Genomic DNA, 24,917 nt, shown 5'->3' with positions numbered 1-24,917 from the left:
CACCCGAACGATCGGCCGTTCCGAAAGGTCGATGTCCCCTCCGCCGCGGCGCGTCTCGTCAGGCTGCGGTACGCCGTGCTCGGAGCTCGTCCAGGAAGTCCTTGATCAGCACGGCCCGCTCCGCCTCACCGAGCACCTCAACGATCATGCCGTCCAGTTGCGGGCTCTCGTGGGGCGCCTCCTGCGGGCAAAGCAGCCACAGGCCGTGCGGGGCATCGAACTCCCGACGGGCCGCGTTCTGCAGCGTGACCAGCAGTTCCCGCCCGCCGGCATCCTGGTATCGAGCAGCCAGACCGGCATCGTGAAGGAACAGCACGCCTGTCGGCCCAGCAGTCTCGAGTCGCTCGCGCAGGCGTTCACCGACGCGGGCCCAGGTGCCCCTGACGTACGACGCCAGCCCTCGCGGCAGTTCGCCGGACTCGGTGAACTTGGTGTCGATGGTCAGGACACGTCCCCAGTCCGTGCCGTGCTCGGTGGCCAGCGCGCGGAACTCACGGAGGAAGAGCCCGCCCAGCGAGACCGGCTCCACGCCGTACGCGGCGGCAAGGAGGTCGGCGGCCCCGGGGAGGTGCTTGCCTCGCAGAGTCAGAGCTAGAAAGCCTCCGCGGCGCAGGGCGTCGTCCAGCTTGGCCCCGAGGAGTGCCTTCGGGTCTCGGCCGGCCGCCGCCGACGCTGCGGCTACGCCGGCCGCGCTCGGGAACAGCGTGGTCGCGGTCGCCGATGCGGTCATGGAGCGGACGCCCTCCGGAACCGGCGCGCGGAAACGCTTGGTTTCCGCGTCGTATTCGAGGACGAATCCCGCGTGCTGAAGCGCCTGCTTCATCGCCTCGGCCAAAGCCTCTTCCAGCTCGACCGCGGTCGGCTCGGCCAGATCCAGATCAGGGAAGCGGAGTCGCACCTTGGCGAGCAGCTCATCCGCGGTTGCACCCCGGTCGCGCCGGATACCGGCGGCGGCCTGCGAGATACGGATCGCCTGAGCGAGGCCGAGCCCTCTCGGGTAGAGCTCGAGACGCGGTGAATACAAGGCGTCCTGCGCGGCTGCCGAGGCAAGTGCCACCAAGCGCCCATCCGACACCGGAGTCATGCCCGACGGCACCGGTACGGACCGCAGGTCGCGAATCACGACGGCGCGGTCCGGCAGTGGTTCGGTCTGGGCGAGCCGATCTGCCTGCTGTCCGAGCGCCCGTGCATAGTCCGCGAGCTCGGGAGCGCTGGGGTCGCTGGTCCCCGAGAGGGACTCGCACACGATGAAGACACGTCCGCTGCGCCGGAGCACGGCGAGCCGCGGCTGGTCGCCGTCTGCGTCGTCAGGCGGCCAGGCTTCTGCCTCGACGGCCGCGCGCACCACGGCGAGCGCCAGTGCCTCGGCACGCTGCGGGTCCTGCTCCCGAACGCCCTTGCGGATTCGCAGGTCGGTAGCCGCTTCCTGTGCGGTGACCACGCGCCCTGCCCCGGTGACGAACGCGACAATTTCCTCCCTGAGAGTCGTCAGGAGAGGGTCAGCCACCCAGGACTGGATCGCGGCCACGTGGCTCCGCGAGACGGTCGCCTGCGAGATGGGCAGAGCCTTGGCGATATCCGTCTGGGAGCACCAGGGCGGCAACGTGGAGGGCGCTCCGTCCACGCCGGGCAGGCCGAGCGTGAGCCGGATGATCTCGCGCCTGCGCGAGCCCTTGCTGTTCGGGCCCGGGTCAAGGTGAGCAGCGATCTCGTCGATACTGGCGCGGGCAGCAATGTCCACCGGCAGCTTAGCCAGGTCCATCCGCGGGGCCGTGGACGCACTCTCCGCATTCCCGGCGGGCTTCGCGGCAGGTGCTGCGGCCTTGCGGAGCTTCGCCGTCCACTGCTTGTGCCGACGGTTGAGCTCCTTGCGGATCACCGCGCCGGCGCCACGTGCCCGGGCAATCTGGTGCAGCGGAACGTTGAGAAGCTCCCCGACCGTGGTCGCACCGAACGAGTTCGCGACGGACTGCGCGCGCGGCGAAAGACCAGCGTCCTTGAGCAGGGTGTCCGGCGCGGCCTGCGCGGCGACACGATCGCGAGCGGCCTGCAGGTCCTCCGTCTCGTCATCCTCGTCATCCGGCGCCATCGCATCGGCCTTGGCGAACACGGACTCCCAAGCCTCGTGCATCTGCCGCAGGGTGTCGAAGCGCCGGTCGGCGTCGCGATGAAGCGCCCGCCGGAAGAACGCCGTCAGTCCGTCCTTCAGGGCAGGCTCGAACACATCCTCCGCGATCACCGGGTACTCGTCGTCGGTGGTACGGGGATCGGTCATCTCGTCGCCCCAGCGAGGGCGCTCGCCGGACGCCATCTCGTGCAGGGTGACCGCTGCGGCGTAGTACTCGGCGTGGTTGTCGAAGACCGATCGGCGCGGTGTGTCGAGGAACGGGTCAAGGTAGCCGCGGGTACCGGCCTTCACATCCCGTTCCGACACCTCCGCAAGGGAGAAGTCGAAAAGCACCAACTGCCAAGACCGATCGGCCCGTTGGAGCACGCCGAAGTTGTCGGGCTTGAGGTCACGGTGCCACACCCCCTTGCCGGCAAGCTGGTCCAGGGCGGTGAAAAGGTCCCGGCCGAAGCGCTCCAACTCGTGATAGGTCAGGCGCCCGTCTCCACGCAGTCGGGCTCCGAGTGAACGCTCGCCTGCGTACTCGAGGTCCAGTACCGTCCGGTTGTGGATCTTGCGCGGGCCTGCGAGAAGCCGCACAACGGCGCCCCCACCGACCTTGGCCAACGCGTCCGCCTCGGACTCCAGGCGGTCGTCGCGGGTCTCATCCAGGGAAACCTTGAGCACGCGTCGTTCGACCCGGATCGTGCCGCCGAGATCTTCCACTTCGCGCTGGACTAGCAGGGCTCTGGCCGTGGCGCCGGTGCCGAGGACCTTCTCGACGCTCCACTCCGCGTCAACGCTCTGTCCCGCCATCGCGATAAGCGGGTCCACGCCAACGGGTGCCAACGCTTCCGTGGCCGCTGCGTGCTCGATTCGGTCGAGCTCGTCCAGGAACCGGTCCACCGAGTCGAGCCGTTCGGCGACGTCTGCCCGGGTTGCCTGATACACGAGGCCGTCGAGCTCATCCGACACGGCGTCCGACACAGCCGAGGGGCGCAGCCCACCGTCGTTCGTCAGCCGCTCGATCATGGCGCTGCGGCGCTCGGCCGGCGGTTCGCCGCTCAGGATCAGGTGGGCGAGGGCGCCGAGGCCGAAGATGTCCAGATCGACTGGGTCGGCGAATTCCATGTCGAACTCCGGCGCCAGGTAGACCTGGGCGGCGTTCTCGACGTGGTCGCCGCCCGCGCTCGGGGTCCCGAGAGAAGGGTGCGAGGAGCTGTCGAAGTCGCGGGCGGCGACCTGCCAGTCGACGATGCGCACGACCGGGCTGGACCCGTCGGGCTTGCAGGAGACGTACACCGACCGGGCCGCGAGAGCGCGGTGGTAGAGCGAGCGCTGGTGGGCGTAGCGCAGCGCGTCGGCGATCTGGCGAACGAGCTCGAGTCGGGTCTCGTGGGTCAGCGAGGCGCCGTGGGTGGCCAGGTAGGCGTCCAGGCGCAGGTCGGAGGCGCGGTGGTTGAAGAGGATGGCCGGGCCACCCTGGTGGTCGCGGAACTCCCGGGCTTGCGCGATGCCGCGGTGGCTGATGCCCTGGAGGACCTGGTACTCGCGCCGGGCTGCTCGTTCGACCGAGTTTCGGGTCTCCGCGGTTGCCTGGAGGCTCACCAGGTAGACGCGGACGCGGCCTTCCTCGCGGATGGGCTGCTCGCGGATGGCGAGACGGTCCTCCCACGTGGGGCCGCCGTCGAGGGGGCGCCCGGCGAGGTTCCAGCCGTCACCAAAGCTCAGGTGGGCAGTGGATGCCCGGACGCCGATCCTCTTCATGAGGTCGGGCAGCGCCCGTGCCAGGTCGAGTCGCTCGCGCCGGGCAGCCTCGGAGTCCCGCTGCGGGGGCAGGCCGAGGAAGTCCTGCCAGATCCGGGGCAGGCCGCTGACGCCGTCGTCGCGGCCGTAGACGTTGGTCTGCTGGACGGTGTCGAGCTCGGATCGCAGGCTCGGAGCGGACAGGAACACTGCCGGGGAGATCCACGGGATGCGCACGCCTGCGTTGGAGGTCTGTGCGGCCCAGGTCAGCCGGGCCCGCAGTTCCTTGGACTTGAGGTCGGTCAGGTGCAGGGGATTGTTGATCGTGCGGACCCGGTCGGGGCCGTGGAAGTTCCAGGTGCTCCCGTTGTTGACGAGGCGCCCCGGGTGCGCCTTGAGCTCCACGAGGAACAGGCCGCGCGGCACGAGGATGAGCAGGTCGCACTCGTTGGTACGCCCCGAGGCGGCCGTGAACGAGAAGGTCGCCCAGGCCCGGAAGGGCTCCGCCTGCGGCATCAGTGCCTTGACGTGGTCGAGCGCTTCCTGCTCGTGCGGGAACGGGGAGGGGCGTTCTTGAAACCAGCGCTGCACACGCGGCGGTGCAGGCTTTGGCCGACGCGCCCCCGAGTTGCCGTCCTTGCCCGCTGCCGACACCCCTGTACCCTCCTGGTCCTTGCTGCCCGGCCGCGGACGAACCATGGCCTTCTCCACGGCCTTGACCCTATCGGTCGGGGCCGACAGGTGGAGGCGTGTAGTCCTTCCCGTGATCAAGCGGGCCATGGATCACGGTGCGCCGGCGCCCTGGGTCGTCCCCAGGCATGCGGCATTTCGGAGCCAGCTGATCACTGTCAGGTACAGTCTGCACTGCTTCGGTGATCAAGCAAAGGGGGAATGGTGATCTTCGCAGCTCGCGGGCACTGCCAATGGGTCGGCGCTGCCGGCCTGGTCTTGGCACTGGTCGGCTCGTTGTCCGCCTGCAGCAGTTCAACTCCGTTGTCCGCGGACGGGGTCGCTCCTGCTGCTTCCCGGCATCTCCAGGCTTTCGACCCACCGACGTCATTCGACTTCGGCGATGGTCCGGGCACGGGGGACGCACTCGACGAGGGGGTGCAGCCCTCGACATCAAGCCCCACGCGGCAACGTCCGGCGATCTCTCTGAAGGACACGACCGCGTTCGTGACTACCGAGGATGGTCTGAAAGCCGTCGATGTCGTCACCAGGAACACGCTCTGGAGTGCGGTCAGCACCATCCCCGCTTCGAAGAGCGGCTTCGGCTCCGAGACGGCCGCGCCGCTGCCTGCCCATTTCCACGGCATTGACGCCGTGCTCGTGGCGTTCTCCCGCTACGTCCCGGGCACCGGGACGGGCCGGGGTCGGAACGTGATCGAGATCCTGGCCGCCGACTCCACGACGGGCAAGACGGTCTGGAGCGCGCAGGTCGACCTCGTGGAAACGCCACTGAGCCAGCAGGCTGTGACCCGCGACGAATCGCTGCTCGCCGACGGCATCAGGGCGGCCCAGGTGGTGGCGGTGGACGACCAGAACGTGGTCGTATCCGACGACGAGACGACCTACGTGGTCGACGCGGGATCCGGGCAGCTCCGATGGACCAGGGCGAATTTCCACGCGATGCAGCTTGTCGATGGCATCGTGGCCGGCGCCGAGGCTCCGACGTACGGCGAGCGTCAGCTCGCAGGCTACGGCGCATCAGACGGCAGTCCCCGGTGGTCAGCCGTCCACACGGAAAGCCGAGCGGTCGCATCTTCCGCCGGCCCCGGCCTGCTCGCGATGTCGGCCTCGGACGGGTTCGTCATCGTTGACGCCCGTACCGGAGCGGTCCGCGCCCACCCGGGGCCAGGGGCGTATGTGCACCCCTGGCACTGCGACTTCGATGGAACGTCCGTCATCCTCTGTAACGACCAGTTGTTCGGCCAGACTCACTCGATCGCGGCCTTGGACGCGACGTCGATGAAATGGCTCTGGTCAATCACTGCCTCGCAGGGCGGGCGACTCGTTCCGCAGGTCACCGCGGTCTGGCACGGATTGGTCTACGGCAACACCACCAATGGGAATGTCATCCTCGACGCGCGCACCGGAGCTGACCGGGCAACCCCGAAACTGGCTCCCTTCCTTGTCAACGCCTACGTCGGCATCGAGAACCGAGGCCGCAGCGTCACCCTGATGCGCACCACTGGGTAGCAGTACACCAGCCCAGGTGACCCGCTTCGACGCCGAAGCCTCCGGGTGGGCGGCCAGTGGCCGCTCACCCGGAGGCTTGCCCGGCTACAGGCGTTCGGGCGTCCCGATCCCGAGGAGGTCCATGCCCTGCCGGAGGGTCTGGCCGGTGAGCTGGCACAGCAGCAGCCGGGTCTCCATGACCTCGCGAGTCGGCGCCTTGAGGACGGGGCAGTGCTCGTAGAAGGTCGTGTAAGCCGATGCCAAGTTGTGTAGGTAGGCGCAGAGGCGGTGGGGTTCGAACGTCTCGGCGACGAGGTCGACGGTGGCGCCGAACTCGTCGAGGAGGAGTCCGAGGGCGCGTTCGGCCGGCTCCAGGGCCAGGTCCCGGTGGGCGGTCGGGGTGACACCTTCGGGGGTCTTGCGCAGGATGGACTGAATGCGGGCGTAGGCGTACTGGAGGTAGGTGCCGGTGTCGCCGTTGAGGGAGACCATGCGGTCGGCGTCGAAGATGTAGTCGCGGGTGCGGGAGGTCGACAGGTCGGCGTACTTGACCGCGCCGATGCCGACCTGCTTGGCCCGGTCTTCGAGTTCCTCGCTCGCGAGCTGGGGGCTCTTCTCGGAGACGACGGTGCCGGCGCGGTCGACGGCCTCGTCGAGGAGGTCCATGAGGCGGACAGTCTCGCCGGAGCGGGTCTTGAAGGGCTTGCCGTCCTTGCCGAGGACGGTGCCGAACCCGAGGTGCAGGGCGCGCACGTCATCGGGGAGCCAGTCGGCGCGCCGGGCAGTCTCGAAGACCATCTGGAAGTGGAGGGCCTGGCGGCTGTCGACGATGTAGAGGAGCTGGTTGGCGCCGAGCATGCCGACGCGGTCGCGGATGGCGGCGAGGTCGGTGGTGGCGTAGCCGTAGCCGCCGTCGCTCTTCTGGACGATGAGCGGGGTCGGTTCGCCGCCCTGGCCCTTGATGTCGTCGAAGAAGACGCACAGGGCTCCGTCGGAGCGGACGGCGACACCGGAGGCTTCCAGGTCGGCGCACACGTCCGCGAGCATGTGGTTGTAGTAGCTCTCGCCGATGGCGTCGTTGTCTTCGAGGAGGACGTCGAGGTTCGCGTAGACGGCTTCGAAGTACAGCTTCGATTCGTCGACCATCCGTTGCCAGGAGGCGACGGTCTCCTCGTCGCCGGCCTGGAGGTCGACCACGCGCAGACGGGACCGGTTGGCGAACTCGGTGTCGCTGTCGAACAGAGCACGCGACGCCTTGTAGAGGCGGTTGAGGCGGGACATCGACGGACCGGAATCGGCCGACTCCTTGCCTTCGTCGAGCTCGCCCGGGTGCTCGAGGAGGTACTGGATGAGCATGCCGAACTGGGTGCCCCAGTCTCCGAGGTGGTTGCGCTTGATGACCGTCTCGCCGGAGAACTTCAGGATCCGCACCAGGGCATCGCCGATGATCGTCGAGCGCAGGTGGCCGACGTGCATCTCCTTGGCGATGTTCGGCTGGCTGTAGTCGATCACCGTCACGCCAGGTGCAGCGCTGCTGCCGACGCCCAGCCGGGTGTCCGCCGCGCGGGCGGCCAGCCGCTCCAGGATCGCGGCATCTGTGACCGAGACGTTGATGAACCCCGGGCCCGAGACCTCCAGGTTCGCGATCACCTCGTCCGCGGCCAGGTTCTCCAGGACGCGCACGGCGACCTCACGCGGATTGGCCCGCAAGGGCTTGGCGAGGCTCATGAAGCCGTTGGCCTGGAAGTCCGCGCGGTCACTTCGTCGCAGCTGAGGGTCGCTGTCCGCAGCGTCGGGGAACGCGATGGAGATCGCCTGCGCGAAGCGCTGCTTCACCGCGTCGGCGATGGAGAGGACCGTAGCCATAGATCGAAGGACCGCTTCCTGAGACGTGTTGGGGCCGCGTGTCGGTCGCCGAGCTGCATCACGCCTGCGCGGCGACCGGAGCTGCAGTCGAGCATCTCATGTTCGTATGCGGCCGAGCTCCTGAATATTGCTCACCTGTGGGAGCTGACGGCGATGTCAGCCTTGTTGGGACGGCGGCACAGGGGTCGCCTGGTGGTAGTACAGCTTCCATTGGTGCCCGTCCGCGCTGCGACGCCAGAGGGAGCTGCGACGCGCGCGGTGCCCCGATCTGGTCGTCTGATAGGTCAGGTGCACAAGCCCCGGCGCAAGCAGCACACCGGACATCTCCGTGGCCAGGTAGGGGTCGTCGCCAGCGCCCGGTAGATCGGGTAGGGCCGCGAGCATGTCAGTGCGACTCCAACGCCGCCCGGACGAGCCGACTTCCACGAAGTCCGGGTCCAGCAGCCCTGCCGCCTGCTCGCTCGACAGGCGTACGTGTGGATCGATCAGGCGCAGCTCTGAGCGGATTGCCTCGTTCACATCATCCGCGGCGTTGTCCATGCGGGCATGGTCGCATGGACAACGCCCGCTGGGCAGTGCCGGTCTCGGAGCGACGGCGTCAGCGGCCTGTTCGTGATCGACGCCCGTTGGCGAAGCGGGTCAGCGGGGAGCTTGGACTCCGAAGCTCGGCGTCCTGCCGGGGCCGGTGGCGGGCGGGCGGCTGGTCGGTCCGCTGCAGGTCGGGCAATTCGCTAATTGCCTCGAACGCAGGGTCACCGAGCGGCTACGGTGGCATACCTTGCTGCCTCCCGTCGCGGGCTGGCAGCGGTCTGCCTCACGGCACCACCAGTGAGGCCACTACGTGCGCTACGACAGAGCGAAGGAGTGGCATCATGGTCAACTTTGACCCCGCGCGGCACATTCGGAACGTGCTCGCCGAGGCCAGCACCGTACTGACCCAGTCGGATGGCACTGTCCTGGAGGGCATCAGCGGTCGGCCGGGCGCCGGCGAGGAAGCTCTCGCCGGGATGCGCATTGGAGTCGACCGGATCGTCCTGGAGCCTGGTAGCGAGTTTGAGCTCCACACCCATGAGGGCGACCACATCCTGTATGTCCTCGCCTCGGAGGGCTTCATCCATGTGGACGGGACGGACTTTCGGATGCGGGCGGGCGACACCGTGTATGTGCCAGCGAAGTACCCGCACGGCGTCAAGACGGACCCTGCGGTCGAACTGCCCCTGGAAATCCTCGCGTTCGGCGTTCCGCACGCGCCCCTGGACTCTCCCCATCGGATGACACTGGTCGGCAATGGCGAGATCCGCGAGTCAGCGGGTCACCCGGACGCGCAGCGATAGGAGCCGGGCGACGTGACCGAACATGTGCGCATCGCGGTGTGTGGGATCGACGGGGGTGGCAAGTCCACGTTGTGCCAGGCGCTGCAGACGGAGCTCGAGACGCGGGGCACGCCTACGCGGGTCGTCGGGAACCTGCCCCGTGCTTACCGGCAGAACAACACCGGCATCATCGATCCCAGCGATCCGTTCCTTTCGTCCTTCTTCTTCAACTACGCGGCCGAGCACCACGGCGATCCCGGAAGTGCCCGATTCGCCTTTGACGCTCGGTATGTCGACTACGTGATGGCGCTGGAGGAGGTGCGGCTCGACCGCGCGGCGGCCAGGACGGTCGGACCCGGGACGGTGCTCCTCCATGACCGACACCTCCTCGACCGGCGGGTCAACGCCTACCGGGCCGGGTGTCCCCGTGCCGACATCGACGTGATCTTGAGCCACGCTCCGGCTCCGGACCTCACGGTCGTCCTCGATCTTCCCGCCGAACTGGCGGTCGAGCGGGTTGCGCTGCGCGGCCGACCAGGGCGCGATGAAAACGTCGCGGACCTGGCCGAGTACCGCGAGCTGTACCTGTCCTGTGCACAGGCCCAGCCGAACGTGATGGTGGTCGACGCCGCCCGGAGCCGCGAGGAAGTGTTCGAGGTGGTCATATCCCAGGTCGAGGCGGTCTTAGCCAACGCGGGCGCGACGTCCGGGAGCCTGCGGTGAGCGGGCCACAGGTCAGCGCCGCCGATGTCGAGACACTCTGGACCGGCGATTGGGAGCCGAGCCTGTCTCTTCAACCGCAGGGTCGCCTGGAGTGGCAGGAGCCGGCCCGCAGCACTCGCCAAGTGCTGGCGCGGGGGCCGTTCAACGTCGGTGACTTCACCCGGGTGCTGCGCGAGGCGCAGATCCTGGACAACCGCGCGATCGATGCGACCGGTGCGGCGGTGGTCCTGCCGTACGGGGTGGCGCTGATGGAGCGGTTCCGGCACCTGGTGCGGGCGGCGTACGAGGACGCGGGCCTCGCCGAGCACGAGTACCCCCACACCGTGCCCCTGTCCGTGGCGGAACCCACCCGGGAGGTCGTGGACCTCCACGACAGGCTGCTCCTCGTCGGCACGGACACCGACCTGGCACAAGGCAAGCCCCGGCTGGTGCTCACACCGACCGGGGAGATGGTGATCTACTCCCACTGGTCTCGGGCCGTCTCCGGACGCGGTGATCTTCCGATCCGGATGTACCAGCGCGCCCGGTACTTCCGGCCGGTGCGCGGTGGGCGGCACGGCGGCCGGGGAGTGTTCCACACCACCGAGCACGACGATGTCTTCGAGTTCCACTGCGCCCACGCCGACCGGGCGGCGCAGCAGCAGGACCTGCGGCGGCTGAGGGACATGGTGGCAGGTCTGATCGGTCGCTTCCACGTCCCGGTGGTGTGGAGCACGCGGCCTCCGTGGACCAATCGGGCCGAGGTGGCGGACCTGGCGGTGGCGGCCGACGCGCCGCTACCGCTGGGGGCGACGGGCCAGATCGCGTGCCTGTACGACCAGGGCACGCGGTTCTCCCGCCCGTACCGGATCGGCTTCCGGGAGCAAGGCGCCTTCCACCTCAGTCAGCAGCTGGCGGGGTACACGTCGCGGCGGATGCTGATGGCCCACCTGATGCTGGGCCTGCATGGGCGGCAGCAGCTGTTCATCCATCCCGATCTGGCGCCGGTCCAGGTGCTCATACTCGTGCGCGCCCAGGCCTCGTCGCCACAGGGCGGCAGCGCCCTGGCCCGCGGTCTGGCGGGAAGTGGGGTCCTCGTCCGGGAGGTCGTCTGCGAGAGTGCGGGTGCGTTGACGAAGGCTCGGCGGGAGTGGCAGCCGCGTGGAGTGCCGGTCATGGTCCAACTGTTCGAGCCGCGCACTGCGGGCGAGCAGTGGAAGGCGGTGATCAGGCGCGCCGACACCGGCGAGGAGTGCACCGTCCATTGCGGCGATCCGCTGGAGGTTTCGGCAGAGCTGCGGGCTCTGCTCGCGGACCTGGGTTCCGCCTTCACAGCAGGCGCGTGGGAGTTCGCTCGCAGCCGCCTGGTGCCGGCTACGGCGTCCGACCTGCCCGAGGTGCTGGCTCAGCGTCTGGTGGCGGTCTGCGGCTTGTCGGTCAGCGAGGAGGCCGTGCGCGAGGTCGCGGCGCTGCGCCGCGGCGAGGTGCTCGGCTTCTGCCGCACCGGCCGGTCGCAACCGTGCGTCGTGACCGGTAAGCCGGTGGAGACGGTCGCCTTCGTCTCGCCTCGGATGTGAGCGCATGAGCGAGATGTCCGGCGAGCGGCCGGAGACGATCGAGCTGCAGCCGCGCGAGGCACTGGACGTCGGGCGGCGTGCGCTCCTGCGGATAGGGACACCGGCCGACATCGCGGAGCGGGTGGTGGGCGATCTCGTCGCCAACGAGGTCGGCGGCGTGCGCTCGCATGGGATTCTGCGGCTGACGGACTACGTGCAGGACGCTGCGGCCGGCCTGCTCGATGTCGCTGCCCGCCCCACCGTCTGCGCGCACAGCAGCCAGGTGCGGGTCGTCGACGGGCAGGGCGGGTTCGGTGTGCTGGCCGCGGACGCCGTGACGGCGAACCTGTCTGAGCTGCTGGAAGCCCATCCCTTGTGCGCGGTTGCGTTGGCCGGCGCCGGGCACATCGGGCGCCTGTCCGGGATCGGCAGGGCGGTGGCCCTGCGCGGGGGCGCGGTGCTGGGCTTCGTGAACTACCTCGGGGCCGGGCAGCGCGTCATGCCCTGGCAGGGCGAGGACGGGCGCTTGTGCACCAACCCTCTGCTGATCGCCGTACCCGCCGAACCGGACCCGTTCGTCCTCGACATGTCGACGAGCACCGTCTCCGAGGGCAGGATCCGGCAGCACTGGCTCGACGGAACCCCGGTGCCTGGCGAGTGGCTCGTCGATGCGGCCGGGTCAGAGGTGACCGACCCGGGGCGGTTGTACAGCGACCCTCCGACCGCGTTCATGACCCCCCTCGGCGGCACCCACGGGTACAAGGGCTTCGCCCTCGGGGTAGCAGTCGAGCTCCTCGCCGGGGTGATCTCCGGGGCTGGCTTCGTACGGGACGACGCCGACAAGCGCGGTAACGGCGGCCTCTTCATCGGGCTCTCGCCCGCTCTCGCGGGCCGCGCCTACGAGGAGGTTCTGCAGGACATGCAAGCCGTCCGCTCCCACGTGGAAGCCTCCTCTCCCACCGTCCATTGGCCCGGTAGTAGTCGTGCCGACCTCGGCGAGACGATCCGCATGAGCCAACGCCAGTGGCTGGCCCTCCTCGACCTTGCCGACGGAAAGGACCTCCTGTGAACCCCCTTGCGCCTGACGCGGCCCGCCTCCTGTACTGGACTAGCCAGGCCATGCGGGGAGACTCGGACGTGCGGCGGCGCCTCGCGCTCCTGGAGCACAGCCAGCGCTGGGAGCCGACCAGGGTCCGCGCGTTCCAGTTCCGCAAGCTCCAGGCGCTTGTGGCGCACAGCTACGAGAACGTTCCCTACTACCGGGCGCTGATGGACCGGCACGGCCTGCGCCCGGAGCGGATCCGTGACGCCGAGGACTACCGGCGCCTACCCGTCCTGTCGCGGGCAGCCCTGCGTTCCGCGGGCAGGACCCTCATTTCAAGCACCGCAGCCAGCAGCCCGTTGCAACGCAGGCAGAGCAGTGGCTCCACCGGGGAGCGGGTGGAGTTCTGGCAGGACCGCGACTTCGACCGGTGGTGCCGGGCCCACCAGCTGCGCACCTACGCCTGGTGCGGCAACTGGCGCCTGGGAGAGCCGTTCGCACTCGTGTGGGGAGCGCCCACCTACTTCGAGACCCGAAGCCGGCGCGACCGCCTCGACAATGCCCTGACCAACCGGATCGAGCTCAACGCCTTCCGGCTCGACGACGAATCCCTTCACCGGCTCCTCGAGCGCCTGGTCCGTCACCGGCCGACGTTGATCAGCGGCTACGCCACCGCCCTGTACCTGCTGGCGCGCCTCGCCCGCGCGCAGGGCGTGCGGCTGCCGGGCCTGCGAGCGGTCCAGCCGAACGCTGAGCCCCTCAACGCGGTGATGCGGGCCGAGATGGAGGAGGCATTCGGCTGCGAGGTCTTCGACAAGTACGGCAGCCGCGAGACCAACATCATCGCCCACGAGGGACGCGACCACGCGGGCCTGCGGATCCAGGCCGAACACAGCTACGTCGAGATCCTGGACGACACCGGGCAACCCTGCCCGTCCGGAACGGCCGGCCGGGTCGTGGTGACCACGCTCAACAACCGCGCCATGCCGCTGCTGCGCTACGACACCGGCGACCTCGCCACGCCCCTGGCCACTCCGGCGACCGCCGACTGCGCACTGCCCTCCATGTCGCAGGTCATCGGGCGCAGTCAGGACCTGCTGTGCACTCCGGAAGGCGGCCTGGTCCACCCCCAGCTGTTCTCGAACGTACTGCGCCAATTCCCCGACGTCGACTGGTTCCAGGTCGTCCAGCACCGCGAGGACGCGCTGCTGGTCCGCATCGTCGCACACAGGGCTGTGGACGACTCCGTAACGATGCAGGTCGCCGGCCTGATCCGGGAGCTGGCCGGTTTCCCCTTCCAGGTCACCTTCGAACGGCTCACGCAGATGCCGTCCTCGACAACGGGCAAGTTCCGCCTGTGCATCTGCGACCTGCCCGTCAACAGGCAGGACCGCGGCTTCGGCGCGCTGAACGCCTTGCGGCAGACCGATCCCGGTTGAGCGGTGTCAGTCTGCGCCGCCCGACCCTTCGGGCAGCGCCGGTCCGCCGGGCGCGCGAACCGCCGCGAGAGTCTGCTCGATACCCTCGCGCAGGAGCTTGATGTCGTTGCCGACGGCGATCATGTCGAAGCTCTCCGCCCGGTACCCCCGGGCCAAAGGAAGTGAGTAGGCGAACGCCCCTGCGAGCTTGCCGTGCCTGCGGGCGGCCTTCAGGACCTGTGCGCGGGTCTCGTCCATCAGCGGGCCGGTCGTCACCCCTGGCTGGCCAAGGTCCATCGCCAGGTCCCCCATCCCGAGGAACAGGCCGTCAATGCCCGGTACCGCCGCGATCGCCTCGGCGTTCTCCACTGCCGTGCCCGTCTCGATCTGCACAACGCACAGAACCCGTTCGTTGGCCTGCTCGAAGTAGCCGGGCAGGTCACCGAAGTAGCCGGAGGCACGCACCGGGTTGACCCCGCGGTGCCCTGCCGGCGGGAAGCGCGTCGCTGCGGCCACCGCCTCGGCTTCCGCCAACGTACTGACCTTGGGCACCATCACGCCGTCGGCCCCGATGTCCAAGGCGTGCTCTATGGCCTGCTGGTCATGTGAGGGGACTCGCACCAGAACCGACACTGGCCGACCTGCGATGGCCTGCGTCATTCTCAGGACTTCGGGCCTGCCGAGTGCCCCGGCCTCCATGTCGATCACGACGAAGTCGAGCGGGAGCAGGCCGCACAACTCGGCGATGCCGGGCTCGCTCCAGAGCAGGAACAGGCCGAGCAGGCCCGCATTCGCTCCGTCCCCTGGCTGCGGCTGCCGAAGGAGCTGTAGCCGGCTCAGGAGCCCGTTCGGTGCGCTGTGATGTTCAGACAGGCCAGTCACCCGCTGGACGCTACCAGCGGGTGACTGATCATCAATCTTCTTTGACGAAAGGTGCTTCTACTTGGCCGAGTCGATGCCCTTGCGCACGCAGGCGGCGATCTCGTCCAGCGGGATCCGCTGCGTCTCGCCCGAGGCTCGGTCGGTGAGTTCCACGACGCCGTCGGCGAGTCCGCGCTTGCCGACGGTCACCCGCAGCGGGATGCCGACGAGCTCGGCGTCCTTGAACTTCACGCCCACGCGCTCGGTGCGATCGTCGATCACCGTCTCCACGCCCGCGGCGAGGAGCTGCTGATAGACCTGCTCGCCGGCCGAGGCAGTCGCCTCGTCGTCGGGCTGGGCCACGGTGACGACGGCTTCGAACGGCGCGATGGAGACCGGCCAGACGATGCCCTTGTCGTCATGGTGGCACTCGACAGCGGACGCGATCGCACGCTCGACGCCAATGCCGTAGGAGCCCATGATGATCTTCTTGGGCGTGCCGTCAGTGTCCAGGACCGTCACGTCGAAGGCGTCGGTGTACTTCGTGCCGAGCTTGAAGATGTGCCCGACCTCGATAGCCTTCTGCACCTGCAGCGGCTCACCGCACTGCACACACGGCTCCCCGGACGCGACCTCACGCAGGTCGGCCCAGGTGGAAACGGCAATGTCCCGCTCCACGTCCACGCCCCGCAGGTGCACGCCGTCCGCGTTCGCGCCGGTGAACATGTCCGTCCGCCCGCGCAGGGCCTCATCCGCGAGGACGGTGAGCGACGTGACACCGACTGCGCCGAGGCTGCCCGGCAGCGCGCCGAGGGCTTCCTGGATCTCCTCCGGACGTGCGGGCCGCAGTGCGTTCGCCCCGGTGGCATCCGCGAGCTTCTGCTCCGCCAGGGCGTGGTCGCCACGCAGCAGAACCAGCGTCAGCTGCTCGTCCAGCACGTAGACCAGCGTCTTCACCTGCCGGTCCGCCGACGCGTCGAAGCGCGAGACCAGGTCCTCGATGGTCCGCACACCGGGGGTATCGAACCGCTCGGGAGCACCAGGGCCGGCGGCGTCCGCCGCCGAGGCCAGCCGGGAAGTGGCCTTCTCGATGTTGGCCGCGTAGCCGCAGGAGGGACAGTGGACGACGAAGTCCTCGCCGACCTCGGCCGGGCACATGAACTCCGTCGATGCCGACCCGCCCATGCTGCCGCTCGACGCCTCCACCGGAATGGCGGGAATTCCCAGACGGGCGAAGATCCGCACATACGCCTCGCGGTGCAGGTCGAACGAGCGGTCCAACCCGTCCTGGGTGAGATCGAAGCTGTAGGAGTCCTTCATCGTGAACTCCCGGGTCCGCATCAGGCCGCCCTTGGCACGCGGCTCGTCACGAAACTTCGTCTGGAACTGGTACCACATCTGAGGAAGCTCGCGGTACGACTTCAGCTCCGCCGCCAACGACGTGAAGATCTCCTCATGGGTCATCCCCAGAGCCAGATCAGCACCCTTGCGGTCCTTGAGGCGGAACATCTCATCGCCCATCACCTCCCACCGGCCACTGCGCCGCCAGATCTCGGCGGGGTGCATGGCCGGCAGGGTGAACTCCTGCGCTCCGATGGCCGCCATCTCCTCGCGGATGATGGTGATGACCTTCGAGCGCACTCGGACGGCGAGCGGCAGCAGAGAGTAGTGGCCCGCCATGAGCTGACGGATGAAGCCCGCGCGAAGCAGCAGCTGGTGGCTTGGCGCGTCAGCTTCCGCCGGGTTCTCACGAAGGGTGGGGATGTGCATCTGAGACCAGCGCATGACCAGCAACTTTCGTTCGAGCAGCCGATGGATTGGGGCGACCGTCGCCTAGGGCTCTTGGCAGGACACGGATTGTAGTGCGTTGCGCCTGGGCGCGGCGGCCCATTAGCGGCTGCCGGTCAGCCCCAGCCGGCGCCCACTGCGTGACGACTCGCGAGCCCGACCCACCGGATCAGCTGAGGATCTCCACGGCAACGACCGGACGCACCGGGAGAACTCACGCCGATTCTAACTGCCCATCAGCTGAGAGCCGCTCGCCATAACAGTGCAACGGTTCGACGGCCCACCGGCATGCCGAGAGCGGCGTCGTCGGCGTCGTCCGCACGTTTCTCGGCTCGACCTCGCCTTGCCAGCCTCGGAGGTCGCGCAGCTGGCGCTCACCCTGCCGCCATACCTGCGCCACCGAACGGCGGCTCGGACATAGCGAACGATCAGCCCGAAGAAGTTAGCTGGTTTCCCACGGAGCTGGCGCTCCTCGGTGGGAGCCGTTGGCTAGCCTGCACCCATGCCCCTCGACCCACGCAACTACCGCCTGGACCTCGGCCGCGTCCTCAGCACCGACGTGCCGCTCGGCCCCTTGGCGGGCATCCCTCTGAGCTGCTTCACGGCCTCTTCCCGGAACGGGAAACTCCACGGGAAGAAGACCTGCGGATCGCTCCGTTCCTCCCGGACCGTCGAAGCAGTAACGGTGAAACTGGGCGAGGCGGCGGAGCGGTTGTGCGGCACCTGCTTCTGGCCGATGCCTTTCGGTGATCCGCTGGTCACATTTACTAACGCGGTCCGGGACGTACTGGGAGTGACGTCGTATACCGGCCCGGATCCTTCGCCGGACGTGGACTTCGACCCCTCCAAGGAGGCTGACGCCGCTGCCGTGCTCGCCCAAGGCGACTACCCCCGAGGAGACGAGCACGACGAGGCGGAGTCGGACCGGTACGCACGCGCCCGTTTCATCCGCGAGCGTCACCACGGACACTGGCGCCACCTCCACGACTCCATGCTTGAGAGCAACTCCGCCGTGGCGGCCCACCCTTGGCTCGCAACATGGGCGAAGCCGACCCTGGACGCGCTCGCAGCCGTGATCGAATCCGAACGGCATGCCTTCGCCGCGCTACTGCGCCCCGACGCCCTGCTCGATTCCGCAGCCATCACCCGACTTGAGCCACCTCACGACCTCGCGTCGAAAGAAGGCTTCACCGGCTTGGGGGATCAAGCCGCGCCAGTACTGCGGAGGGCCTGGGACGATTGGGCCGCGGACACGGCCCGCTCGTGGCTGGCGCTCGAGGACGACCGATCCTCAGCGTCACTGGTCCTGCACGGCGCCTTCGGCCAACGCCGCAAGGGCCGCGACGAGGCATACGCTGCGCTCGACGAGCTGGTCGCGTCCTGGTGCGCGCAAGCCCGCTCCGTAGTCGACATGCACAAGGCGGCGCCCCGGCGGCTACTGGCCGTGTCGGTACCGCCCACGACGTTCGACAGCTACCTCGGCCGCTCCCGGGATCCGCTGAGCCAGTGGGAAGCGGGGGTTCTCGCCATGTACCAGGTGGCCACGAACTGGCCGGACGGAACGGTGGCCCTGCTCGTCCCGCAGCTGATCGCCGAGCGGCTCATCTCTGACACCGATATCGCTATGCCAGTCACTGCGCTCGACACCAGAGAGGCAGGGTTTCCAATCGACCGTTTGCTCGTGCAACTGGGCCCTGCGGCAAGCTGGTAGGCCGTGGCCAACGCCCGGCCAAGGTCGGCGCGCAGTCGGCGAAGGAGCGGGTGGTGTGGTGCTTCACGGCGACCTGGCCTGCGATCATCACCGCTCAGGGGTCGAGCCTGCCCAGGAAACGGCGCCCGCGCGTAGGTGGTCATCGCCCGCTCTGACGACCCCCGGACGGCGCCACCGAGCCAACCGAGGTGTCTGCGGTTGGCGTAGGTCGGCATACCGGACCACTGCTTGAGGGCCGGCCGTGCGCACCCACAGCGGAGCCCCGACAATGATCCGCTGGGTGCCTTCAAGGTTGGTGCCGTCGAAGTCCCACCGCTCGGGGTCGAGCGTGACGTCGCTGTAGATCACCGCGAGCCATTCGACGTCGGTGGCATGACCGAGGGCCCACGGGCGTGTCCACGGTTCTTCCGGCGAGCCGCCCTGGGCCCCTTCCCTGCCCCCGAGTGCGATCTTCAATGCCTCGATGGCGAGTCCTGGCTCGTCCCACTGCGAGGTGGTCCGGGTGCCTCGGCTTTCGAGGAGTTGGGCGACGGCGGACCAGGCGGACGAAGAGCTCCCCTCGACCGCCTCGCCGGCCCGGAAGTCGACTGTGTTGTCCACGCTGCCGAACAAGCACAGGTCGACCCTCCGGCCAGAGCTGCTCTCGGTACGGGCATGGAGCACGACACCCTTCTCCCGGGCAGGTCCGTCCGTGAAGGCCGAGAACGCGACCCTACCCAGCCCGCTGGCAAGCAGCACCTGGGGCTCGTCGTAGGTGACGGCGATCTGATCTCGCAGTGCCCTTACGAGCCGGTCGGCCACGTGCTTCCGACTCCGTTCGCGGCCTTCCGCGTGCTGGAGGCCGACCGCGGGAAGCGAGATGCCGAATAGGGAGGATGGGGTGCTTGCGGTGGAAACTGCCACGCGGCCTCCAGGCGGAGGCCATTGTCCCGCCCAAGGGCGCGGATCTGCCGTTCCGACCAGTACCGGTACCTCGTGACCTCACTGACCCGTCGCACTGACACCTCCTCAGGCCACCGCGAGCCTACCGAGAACTTCCACGGCCACCCCGCCTTCGGCGCCTTGCCCCGTTCGGGGAAGAGATCATCACAGAGAGCCACCAGCCCATGCACATGGCGCGCCGTTGGGGTCGCCCGCGCTAGTCGGGCCGGGGGGATTGTGTCGGGCTAGACACGGTCACGCCACCTGAGGGGCGGTCAGGCGTGGCCAACTTTCGCCACACAAGCCTGATTTCCGCCAAGAACGTGACCGAAAATCGACTATTACGGCTTGACAACGGTCACTTAGAGTAGCCAGGAAAGCGGGCATTTCGGGCCCACGCGCACCCGCCGGAAGGGCTCCAGGCTCCGCTGGTCCCAAAGTGGTCCCAAACAGTACGCGAACCAATTCCCTTGGTTCCTGACGGGTCGTCATGCAAAAGGCCGCTGACCTGGGTGTTAACCCGGCCAACGGCCTTTCCGACTTACGTCGGGACGACAGGATTTGAACCTGCGACCCCTTGACCCCCAGTCAAGTGCGCTACCAAGCTGCGCCACGTCCCGTGGTCTTGGCGCCTCCGGTCACCTTGCGGTGATCTTTGGCTTCTCGACCTTGTCCCCGGTCTCCCGGCGACGTGGAAAACAATACAGCACGTGGAGGGGTGCTCGCTGCCAGGTTTCCGTGGGCCCGGGTGCGGCGTGGTGAGGGTGTCGCCCGGGCCGGGGTCTGGGGGAAGGAGCAGGTCAGGGGGTGGGGTGGCGGGCGTCGTAGCGGAGGAAGGCGGGGCGGCGGGCGGCGAGGAGGAGGACGGCGGCGACGCAGGCGAGGCCGCCGGTGACGACGGAGACGGTGGGTGACCAGAGGGAGGCGACGGTGCCGGACTCGAAGTCGCCGAGGCGGGGGCCGCCGGCTACGACGACGATGAAGATGCCCTGGAGCCGGCCGCGCATCTCGTCGGGGGCCGCGACCTGCATCATCGTGTTGCGGAAGATCATGCTGACGGTGTCCGCGCAGCCCGCCGCCGCGAGCAGGAGCAGCCCGAGCCACAGCTCGCGTACCAGCCCGAACGCCGCGATCGACAGCCCCCAGGCGCAGACCGCCGCGAGGACGGCCAGCCCGTGCCGGTGCACCTTCCCGATCCACCCCGAGAACAGGGCGCCCGCCAGCGCGCCCACCGCCGGTGCGGCGACCAGCAGGCCGACGGTCCCCGGGCCGCCGCCGTAGAAACCGACGGCGATGGCGGGGAACAGGGCGCGGGGCAGGCCGAAGATCATGGCGGCGAGGTCGGCGAGGAAGCTGGTCCGCAGGTTGGGCTGGTCACGAAGGAAGCGCAGCCCGTCCAGGACGGAGGCCCGCCGACGCTCCCCGCCCGAGGCGTCCGCCGCCCCGCCGTCGGCCCTCCCACCGTCCGCCGCCCCGCCGTCCGCCGCCAGCGGTCGCATCGCCGGCAGCCGCCACATCGCGTACAGCGTCGCGCCGAACGCGACCGTGTCGACCAGGTAGGCCGCGCGGACGCCGTACGCGCCGATCAGCATGCCGCCGAGCATGGGGCCGACGGTCATGCCGAGGTTCATGCTGATGGTGTTGAGAGCGTTGGCGGCCGGCAGTTGGTGACGGGGGACCAGGCGCGGGATCATCGACGACCGGGCCGGGGAGCTGAGCGCGAAGAAGGCCGCCTGCACCGCCACGGCCGCGTACAGCAGCGCGACCACGCCCAGTCCGAGCAGTGCCTGCGCGGCCAGGAACGCCGAGACCACGGCCAGGCCGGCCGAGCCGATCAGGCCGAGCTTCCGGCGGTCGACGCGATCGGCGACGGCGCCGCCGTACAGTCCGAACGCGACCAGCGGGCCGAGCGAGAACAGGCCGACCAGGCCCGTGGCGAAGGTGGACCCGGTGAGGTCCCACACCTGGACCGCCACCGCGACCGCGGTCATCTGCTGGCCGATGGCGGAGACCGACTGGCCGAGCCAGACCCGCCGGTAGTCGGGGTTGTCGCGGATCGGGCCGATGTCCGCGAGGGCGCCGCGGGCGGCTGCGGAGAGCCGGCCGGTGCGTGGGCGCCGGTCGGCTGTCAGGTCGGGGTGGGCCCCTGGTTCCCCGGGGCCGGCAGGGGCCGCGGGTTCGGGGGAACCGGCGGGGGTCTCAGCGGCGGTTGGTTGCTCTGTCGACACAGAGACTTATGTTCGTCCACCCGCCCATCGGCGCCCACGCCGGGGTCGTCCCGGAACGACGACCCGCAGCGCTCGGCCACCCCGGACGGACCGGAACCGTCGCGGACACCCCGGCCGCCCCGCCCGCGGTCACTTCGAGAGCACCTGCTTCTCCCCGGCCTCCACCGCGACCGTCAGCCGGTTCCCCGGCGGCGGGAAGGGGCAGACGAAGTGGTCGGCAAAGGCGCACGGCGGCAGATAAGCGTGGTTCAGGTCGAGCACCGTGCGGCCGTCGGCATCCGGGGCCGGGAGGGTGATGAAGCGGAAGCGGTAGGTCTCCCGGCCGCTGGTGCCGTCGGCGATCACCCCGGACAGCCGGTCGCCGGAGCGGCTGACCGTGAGGGTGTGGTCCTCCCCCGCCAGGCGGAACGCGATCCGGCCGGCCACGTCCAGCGGGCGCTCCCGGCCGTCCGCGTTGGGGACCACCACCGCCTGCTGGTCCTCGAACGGAGTGAAGACCGCCTGCACCGCCCACTCCGGCGCGTACGGGTACACGGTGATCCCGGCGAACGCCGCGCGGGCCGGGGAGGCGGGGTCGAACACCCGCAGCGCCAGCTCGCCCTCCCGCTCGATCGGGACGAGCCGGATGTCGCCGTAGGTCAGCGGCTGGGACCCGGGATCGGTGTCCGGGAGCAGCGTGACCTCGCCGTCGAGGGCCGGCCCGTCCTCGGCGGCGCCCTCCGGCCGGATGCCGTCGGCGGCGGCGAGGCTCACCTTGACCGCTCCGTCGGCGGCCCACCAGCGGCCCGGCAGCCCGGGGATCGCGGCCGGTTCGGGCTCGAGCCAGTGCGTCCCGGTCAGCGCGAGCGGCCCGTGCGGTGCGCCGGCGGCGGCCGTACGGGCCTCGGTCCAGTGCTTCCAGTCCTCGGCGGCGGTCATCGGACCATCCCCTCCCAGCTGTGGCTCGATCGGTTGGACGGATTGCGCGGGTGCTCGGTCTGTACCTCTCCGGCGCCGGCCCTGACCCCGGGGGCCTTGGCTCAGCGGCCGGCGAGCGGCCGGAACAGCCCTTCCTGCATGACGGAGACCACCAGCTGCCCGCTGCGGTCGTAGATCTCCCCGCGGGCCAGGCCACGGGCGCCGTGCGCGATCGGCGACTCCTGCTGGTACAGCAGCCAGTCGTCGGCCCGGAACGGGCGGTGGAACCACATCGCGTGGTCGAGCGAGGCCATGTCGAAGTTCCGCTGGCCCCACAGCGGCTCGACGGGCGCGCGGACCGCGTCGAGCAGCGTCATGTCGCTGGCGTAGGTGAGCGCGCAGACGTGGATCAGCGGGTCGTCGGGCAGCGCTCCGTTGGTGCGCAGCCAGACACCACTGCGCGGCTGGACGCCGACCAGCTCCTCCTTGGTCCATCTCAGCCGGTCGACGTACCGGATGTCGAAGGGCTGGCGGCGGCTGATGAACGGCGGCAGCTCGCCGAGCTTGGAGCCGACCTCGTCCAGCGCGCTCGGCAGGTCCTCGGGCGCGGGCACGTCGGGCATGGCGTCCTGGTGCTCGATGCCGCCCTGCTCGGGTAGGTGGAAGTCGGCGGTGAGAGCGAAGATCGAGCGGCCCTGCTGGATGCCGAGGACCCGGCGGGTGGTGAAGGAACGGCCGTCCCGGATCCGGTCGACCTGGTAGACGATCGGCACCCCCGGCACGCCGGGGCGCAGGAAGTAGGCGTGCAGCGAGTGAACGGGTCGCCCGTCCTCGACCGTGCGCCCCGCGGCCACCAGCGCCTGGCCGGCCACCTGGCCGCCGAACGTCCGCTGCAGGGCCTCCTCGGGGCTGCGGCCCCGGAAGATGTTGAGCTCGATCTGCTCCAGGTCCAGCAGATCGACGAGCTGGTCGACGGGCGTTCCCATGATTTCTCCCTCTCCGGGCCGGGGTTCCCGGCCCGCGGCCGGCCCCGGATGGCACGCTCCACCCGGTCCCGCCGCCTTCGTCTACCCAGAAGTCTGCGCGCCGCCGGGGAATTCCCGCCGTCCGGGTGAGCGGCCGCCGGGGCCCGGGCGGAGCAGCCCGGGCAGCGGCAAGCCCAAGGCGGCGGCAGCGCGGGCAGCGGCAGCTGCGGGGCTCCGGGATCAGCTCAGCCCGGACTGCCGGACGGTGATGTTCAGCCGGCCGCTCAGCCCCAGCTCCGGATCCGCGGTGCCGGGGAGGGTACGGACCACACCGTGGTACGCGAACCGGGACGGGCCGCCGAAGACCAACAGGTCGCCGCTGCGCAGCTCCAGATCGGTCCAGGGACGGGTCCGGGTCTCGGTGTTGCCGAGCCGGAACAGGCAGCTGTCGCCGAGCGACAGCGAGACGACCGGGGCGTCGACGCGCTCCTCGCGGTCGCGGTGCAGGCCCATCCGCGCGCCCTCGGCGTAGTGGTTGACCAGCGCGACGTCCGGCGCGTACCCGGCTGCCCCGGCGATCTCCGGCCGCGCTGCCACCGGGCCGGCGGCCTCGTGGTCCAGGGCGTGGGCGCCGGCGCCCGGGCCGTACGCGTCGGCGACCGCGCGAAGGGCGAGGGTGCCGAGCAGCGGCGGGAAGGGCTTCACCGGTGAGCCGTCGCCGTCCACCACGGTGCGGGCGTAGCCGTACGGGTACCAGTGCCAGCCCAGGCAGACCGTACGGACGGACATCTCGCCGCCGGTCGGGAGGCGTACCGTCCGCAGGCCGGCCGGCGGGCGCGCCCACTCGCGGCAGGCCGCGACCAGCTCGCGCTGCTCGGCGAAGGTGAGCCAGTCGGGCAGCAGGACGGCCCCGGGGGCCGGGTCGGAGCGTTCGCGGGGGAACAGTTCGCCTGGCACGCCCCCATCCTCGCACCGCCGGCGGGACCCGAACTGGTCTCCCGGGCAGGGCTCGAGGGCAGGGCTCGAGGGCGGGGCACGTGGGCTGGGCTCCAGGGCGCTCAGTCCGGCAGCAGCCCGAGGTCCGCGGCGCAGCCGGGCCAGGCCTCCCAGCCCTGCTGCCGCAGGATCTCCTCGCCGACGGTGATCTGTTCGCGGCGGGTGGCCAGGTCGGGGCGGGCCGCGAAGCGCAGGCCGTCGGCCTCGCGCCAGGTCGGCGGCCAGATCTGCAGGCCGCCGTAGTAGCCGTTGCCGGTGTCGGCCTGCCAGTCGCCGTCGCTCTCGCACTCGGCGATCCGGTCCCAGACCTCGTCGGGGGTGCGCCGCACGGCCCGCACGGTGCCACCGGCCCGTACGACGGGGACGGACCGTACGGCGCCGACGGCCCGTACGGAAGCGGCGGCGGTGCGGACGGCGGTCGAGGCCGGCTTCGCGGCCGCGGCCACGGCCTGCGGGGTAGCGGCCGCCGGCAGGGGAACACCGGCAAGCACGGGAACGGCGGCGACAGCGGTGGCCACGACGACCGCAGGCACCCGGTTCAGCGCAGCTAGGCCCATCCACCGACGGTAGGGGCGGCCGCTCCGGGACGCCTGCGGCGACGGCCGCAAAGCGGCCGTCCGGG

Annotated in this window: 18 protein-coding genes and 1 tRNA gene; 7 read left to right on the top strand and 12 right to left on the bottom strand. The window is 69.9% G+C overall.

Annotation, left to right across the window (positions count from 1 at the left end; all coding sequences use genetic code 11):
* Nucleotides 1–58: 58 nt before the first annotated feature.
* A complete protein-coding gene (gene pglW / locus AA75_RS41920) occupies nucleotides 59–4,564 on the bottom strand; it encodes a BREX system serine/threonine kinase PglW (RefSeq protein ID WP_233289436.1) in 4,506 nt (1,501 codons plus the stop codon).
* 180 nt (nucleotides 4,565–4,744) lie between these two features.
* Between pglW and AA75_RS41915 the strand changes: the two genes are divergently transcribed.
* Nucleotides 4,745–6,052: a PQQ-binding-like beta-propeller repeat protein gene (locus AA75_RS41915; RefSeq protein WP_082527233.1), complete on the top strand. Its 1,308-nt coding sequence runs from the start codon at nucleotides 4,745–4,747 to the stop codon at nucleotides 6,050–6,052.
* An 84-nt stretch (nucleotides 6,053–6,136) separates the two neighbouring features.
* Here AA75_RS41915 and argS read toward each other — a convergent pair whose 3' ends face one another.
* The gene (gene argS, locus AA75_RS41910; protein ID WP_033825774.1) at nucleotides 6,137–7,897 is read right to left on the bottom strand and encodes an arginine--tRNA ligase; all 1,761 of its coding nucleotides are present in this window, start codon (nucleotides 7,895–7,897) and stop codon (nucleotides 6,137–6,139) included.
* A 156-nt stretch (nucleotides 7,898–8,053) separates the two neighbouring features.
* Nucleotides 8,054–8,437, bottom strand: coding sequence for a DUF4440 domain-containing protein (locus tag AA75_RS41905; protein ID WP_033825773.1), 384 nt, complete (start codon nucleotides 8,435–8,437; stop codon nucleotides 8,054–8,056).
* A 332-nt stretch (nucleotides 8,438–8,769) separates the two neighbouring features.
* Between AA75_RS41905 and AA75_RS41900 the strand changes: the two genes are divergently transcribed.
* From AA75_RS41900 to AA75_RS41880, 5 genes are read left to right on the top strand one after another with little or no spacing between them, the layout of a single operon-like run.
* Nucleotides 8,770–9,231 (top strand): cupin domain-containing protein, encoded by a 462-nt coding sequence (locus tag AA75_RS41900; protein WP_051814353.1) that lies wholly within the window; start codon nucleotides 8,770–8,772, stop codon nucleotides 9,229–9,231.
* A 12-nt stretch (nucleotides 9,232–9,243) separates the two neighbouring features.
* Nucleotides 9,244–9,933, top strand: coding sequence for a hypothetical protein (locus tag AA75_RS41895; RefSeq protein ID WP_051740744.1), 690 nt, complete (start codon nucleotides 9,244–9,246; stop codon nucleotides 9,931–9,933).
* Nucleotides 9,930–11,489 (top strand): hypothetical protein, encoded by a 1,560-nt coding sequence (locus tag AA75_RS41890; RefSeq protein ID WP_033825772.1) that lies wholly within the window; start codon nucleotides 9,930–9,932, stop codon nucleotides 11,487–11,489. The genes AA75_RS41895 and AA75_RS41890 overlap by 4 nt, the downstream gene beginning before the upstream one ends.
* A 4-nt stretch (nucleotides 11,490–11,493) precedes the next feature.
* Nucleotides 11,494–12,537: an Ldh family oxidoreductase gene (locus tag AA75_RS41885; RefSeq protein WP_033825771.1), complete on the top strand. Its 1,044-nt coding sequence runs from the start codon at nucleotides 11,494–11,496 to the stop codon at nucleotides 12,535–12,537.
* A 50-nt stretch (nucleotides 12,538–12,587) separates the two neighbouring features.
* On the top strand, nucleotides 12,588–13,949 hold the full coding sequence (locus AA75_RS41880) for a phenylacetate--CoA ligase family protein (protein WP_055731121.1): 1,362 nt from the start codon (nucleotides 12,588–12,590) through the stop codon (nucleotides 13,947–13,949).
* A 6-nt stretch (nucleotides 13,950–13,955) separates the two neighbouring features.
* Here the strand turns inward: AA75_RS41880 and AA75_RS41875 are convergent, their stop codons facing one another.
* Together AA75_RS41875 and AA75_RS41870 are read right to left on the bottom strand one after the other, a co-directional pair.
* Entirely contained in the window at nucleotides 13,956–14,810 is an 855-nt protein-coding gene (locus AA75_RS41875; protein ID WP_051740742.1) for an HpcH/HpaI aldolase/citrate lyase family protein, read from the bottom strand.
* A gap of 57 nt (nucleotides 14,811–14,867) precedes the next feature.
* Nucleotides 14,868–16,574, bottom strand: coding sequence for a proline--tRNA ligase (locus AA75_RS41870; protein ID WP_033825769.1), 1,707 nt, complete (start codon nucleotides 16,572–16,574; stop codon nucleotides 14,868–14,870).
* A gap of 505 nt (nucleotides 16,575–17,079) precedes the next feature.
* Between AA75_RS41870 and AA75_RS41865 the strand changes: the two genes are divergently transcribed.
* A complete protein-coding gene (locus AA75_RS41865; protein ID WP_051740740.1) occupies nucleotides 17,080–18,288 on the top strand; it encodes a hypothetical protein in 1,209 nt (402 codons plus the stop codon).
* 87 nt (nucleotides 18,289–18,375) lie between these two features.
* On the opposite strand, the gene AA75_RS41860 is transcribed toward AA75_RS41865, so the two are convergent.
* The 7 genes from AA75_RS41860 to AA75_RS53865 all read right to left on the bottom strand — a co-directional run bounded on the left by AA75_RS41860 (nucleotide 18,376) and on the right by AA75_RS53865 (nucleotide 24,852).
* The gene (locus AA75_RS41860; protein WP_033825768.1) at nucleotides 18,376–19,089 is read right to left on the bottom strand and encodes a hypothetical protein; all 714 of its coding nucleotides are present in this window, start codon (nucleotides 19,087–19,089) and stop codon (nucleotides 18,376–18,378) included.
* Nucleotides 19,090–19,755: 666 nt separating this feature from the next.
* Nucleotides 19,756–19,829: transfer RNA gene (locus AA75_RS41855), tRNA-Pro, on the bottom strand.
* Between the two features lie 180 nt (nucleotides 19,830–20,009).
* Complete coding sequence (locus tag AA75_RS41850; RefSeq protein WP_149038695.1) at nucleotides 20,010–21,341, bottom strand: MFS transporter; 1,332 nt, start codon at nucleotides 21,339–21,341, stop codon at nucleotides 20,010–20,012.
* 225 nt (nucleotides 21,342–21,566) lie between these two features.
* Nucleotides 21,567–22,355 carry a DUF1684 domain-containing protein gene (locus AA75_RS41845; RefSeq protein ID WP_033825767.1) on the bottom strand — a complete coding sequence of 263 codons (789 nt, stop codon included), beginning with the start codon at nucleotides 22,353–22,355 and terminating at the stop codon, nucleotides 21,567–21,569.
* A gap of 101 nt (nucleotides 22,356–22,456) precedes the next feature.
* The gene (locus AA75_RS41840) at nucleotides 22,457–23,320 is read right to left on the bottom strand and encodes an acyl-CoA thioesterase II (protein WP_033825766.1); all 864 of its coding nucleotides are present in this window, start codon (nucleotides 23,318–23,320) and stop codon (nucleotides 22,457–22,459) included.
* Nucleotides 23,321–23,539: 219 nt separating this feature from the next.
* Nucleotides 23,540–24,256 carry an alpha-ketoglutarate-dependent dioxygenase AlkB gene (locus AA75_RS41835; RefSeq protein ID WP_033825765.1) on the bottom strand — a complete coding sequence of 239 codons (717 nt, stop codon included), beginning with the start codon at nucleotides 24,254–24,256 and terminating at the stop codon, nucleotides 23,540–23,542.
* 101 nt (nucleotides 24,257–24,357) lie between these two features.
* Nucleotides 24,358–24,852: a transglycosylase family protein gene (locus AA75_RS53865; RefSeq protein ID WP_199520555.1), complete on the bottom strand. Its 495-nt coding sequence runs from the start codon at nucleotides 24,850–24,852 to the stop codon at nucleotides 24,358–24,360.
* Nucleotides 24,853–24,917: the final 65 nt, after the last annotated feature.

Source organism: Kitasatospora sp. MBT63 (genome assembly GCF_000710465.2).
Taxonomy (GTDB): Bacteria; Actinomycetota; Actinomycetes; order Streptomycetales; family Streptomycetaceae; genus Kitasatospora.
This window is presented reverse-complemented; position numbering and strand designations above follow the sequence as displayed.

Coding starts and splice junctions, on each gene's coding strand:
- AA75_RS41915 (WP_082527233.1), top strand. CDS start 4,745: ATGGTGATCTTCGCAGCTCGCGGGCACTGCCAATGGGTCGGCGCTGCC.
- argS (WP_033825774.1), bottom strand. CDS start 7,897: ATGGCTACGGTCCTCTCCATCGCCGACGCGGTGAAGCAGCGCTTCGCG.
- AA75_RS41905 (WP_033825773.1), bottom strand. CDS start 8,437: ATGGACAACGCCGCGGATGATGTGAACGAGGCAATCCGCTCAGAGCTG.
- AA75_RS41900 (WP_051814353.1), top strand. CDS start 8,770: ATGGTCAACTTTGACCCCGCGCGGCACATTCGGAACGTGCTCGCCGAG.
- AA75_RS41885 (WP_033825771.1), top strand. CDS start 11,494: ATGAGCGAGATGTCCGGCGAGCGGCCGGAGACGATCGAGCTGCAGCCG.
- AA75_RS41880 (WP_055731121.1), top strand. CDS start 12,588: ATGCGGGGAGACTCGGACGTGCGGCGGCGCCTCGCGCTCCTGGAGCAC.
- AA75_RS41870 (WP_033825769.1), bottom strand. CDS start 16,574: ATGCGCTGGTCTCAGATGCACATCCCCACCCTTCGTGAGAACCCGGCG.
- AA75_RS41865 (WP_051740740.1), top strand. CDS start 17,080: ATGCCCCTCGACCCACGCAACTACCGCCTGGACCTCGGCCGCGTCCTC.
- AA75_RS41845 (WP_033825767.1), bottom strand. CDS start 22,355: ATGACCGCCGCCGAGGACTGGAAGCACTGGACCGAGGCCCGTACGGCC.
- AA75_RS41840 (WP_033825766.1), bottom strand. CDS start 23,320: ATGGGAACGCCCGTCGACCAGCTCGTCGATCTGCTGGACCTGGAGCAG.
- AA75_RS53865 (WP_199520555.1), bottom strand. CDS start 24,852: ATGGGCCTAGCTGCGCTGAACCGGGTGCCTGCGGTCGTCGTGGCCACC.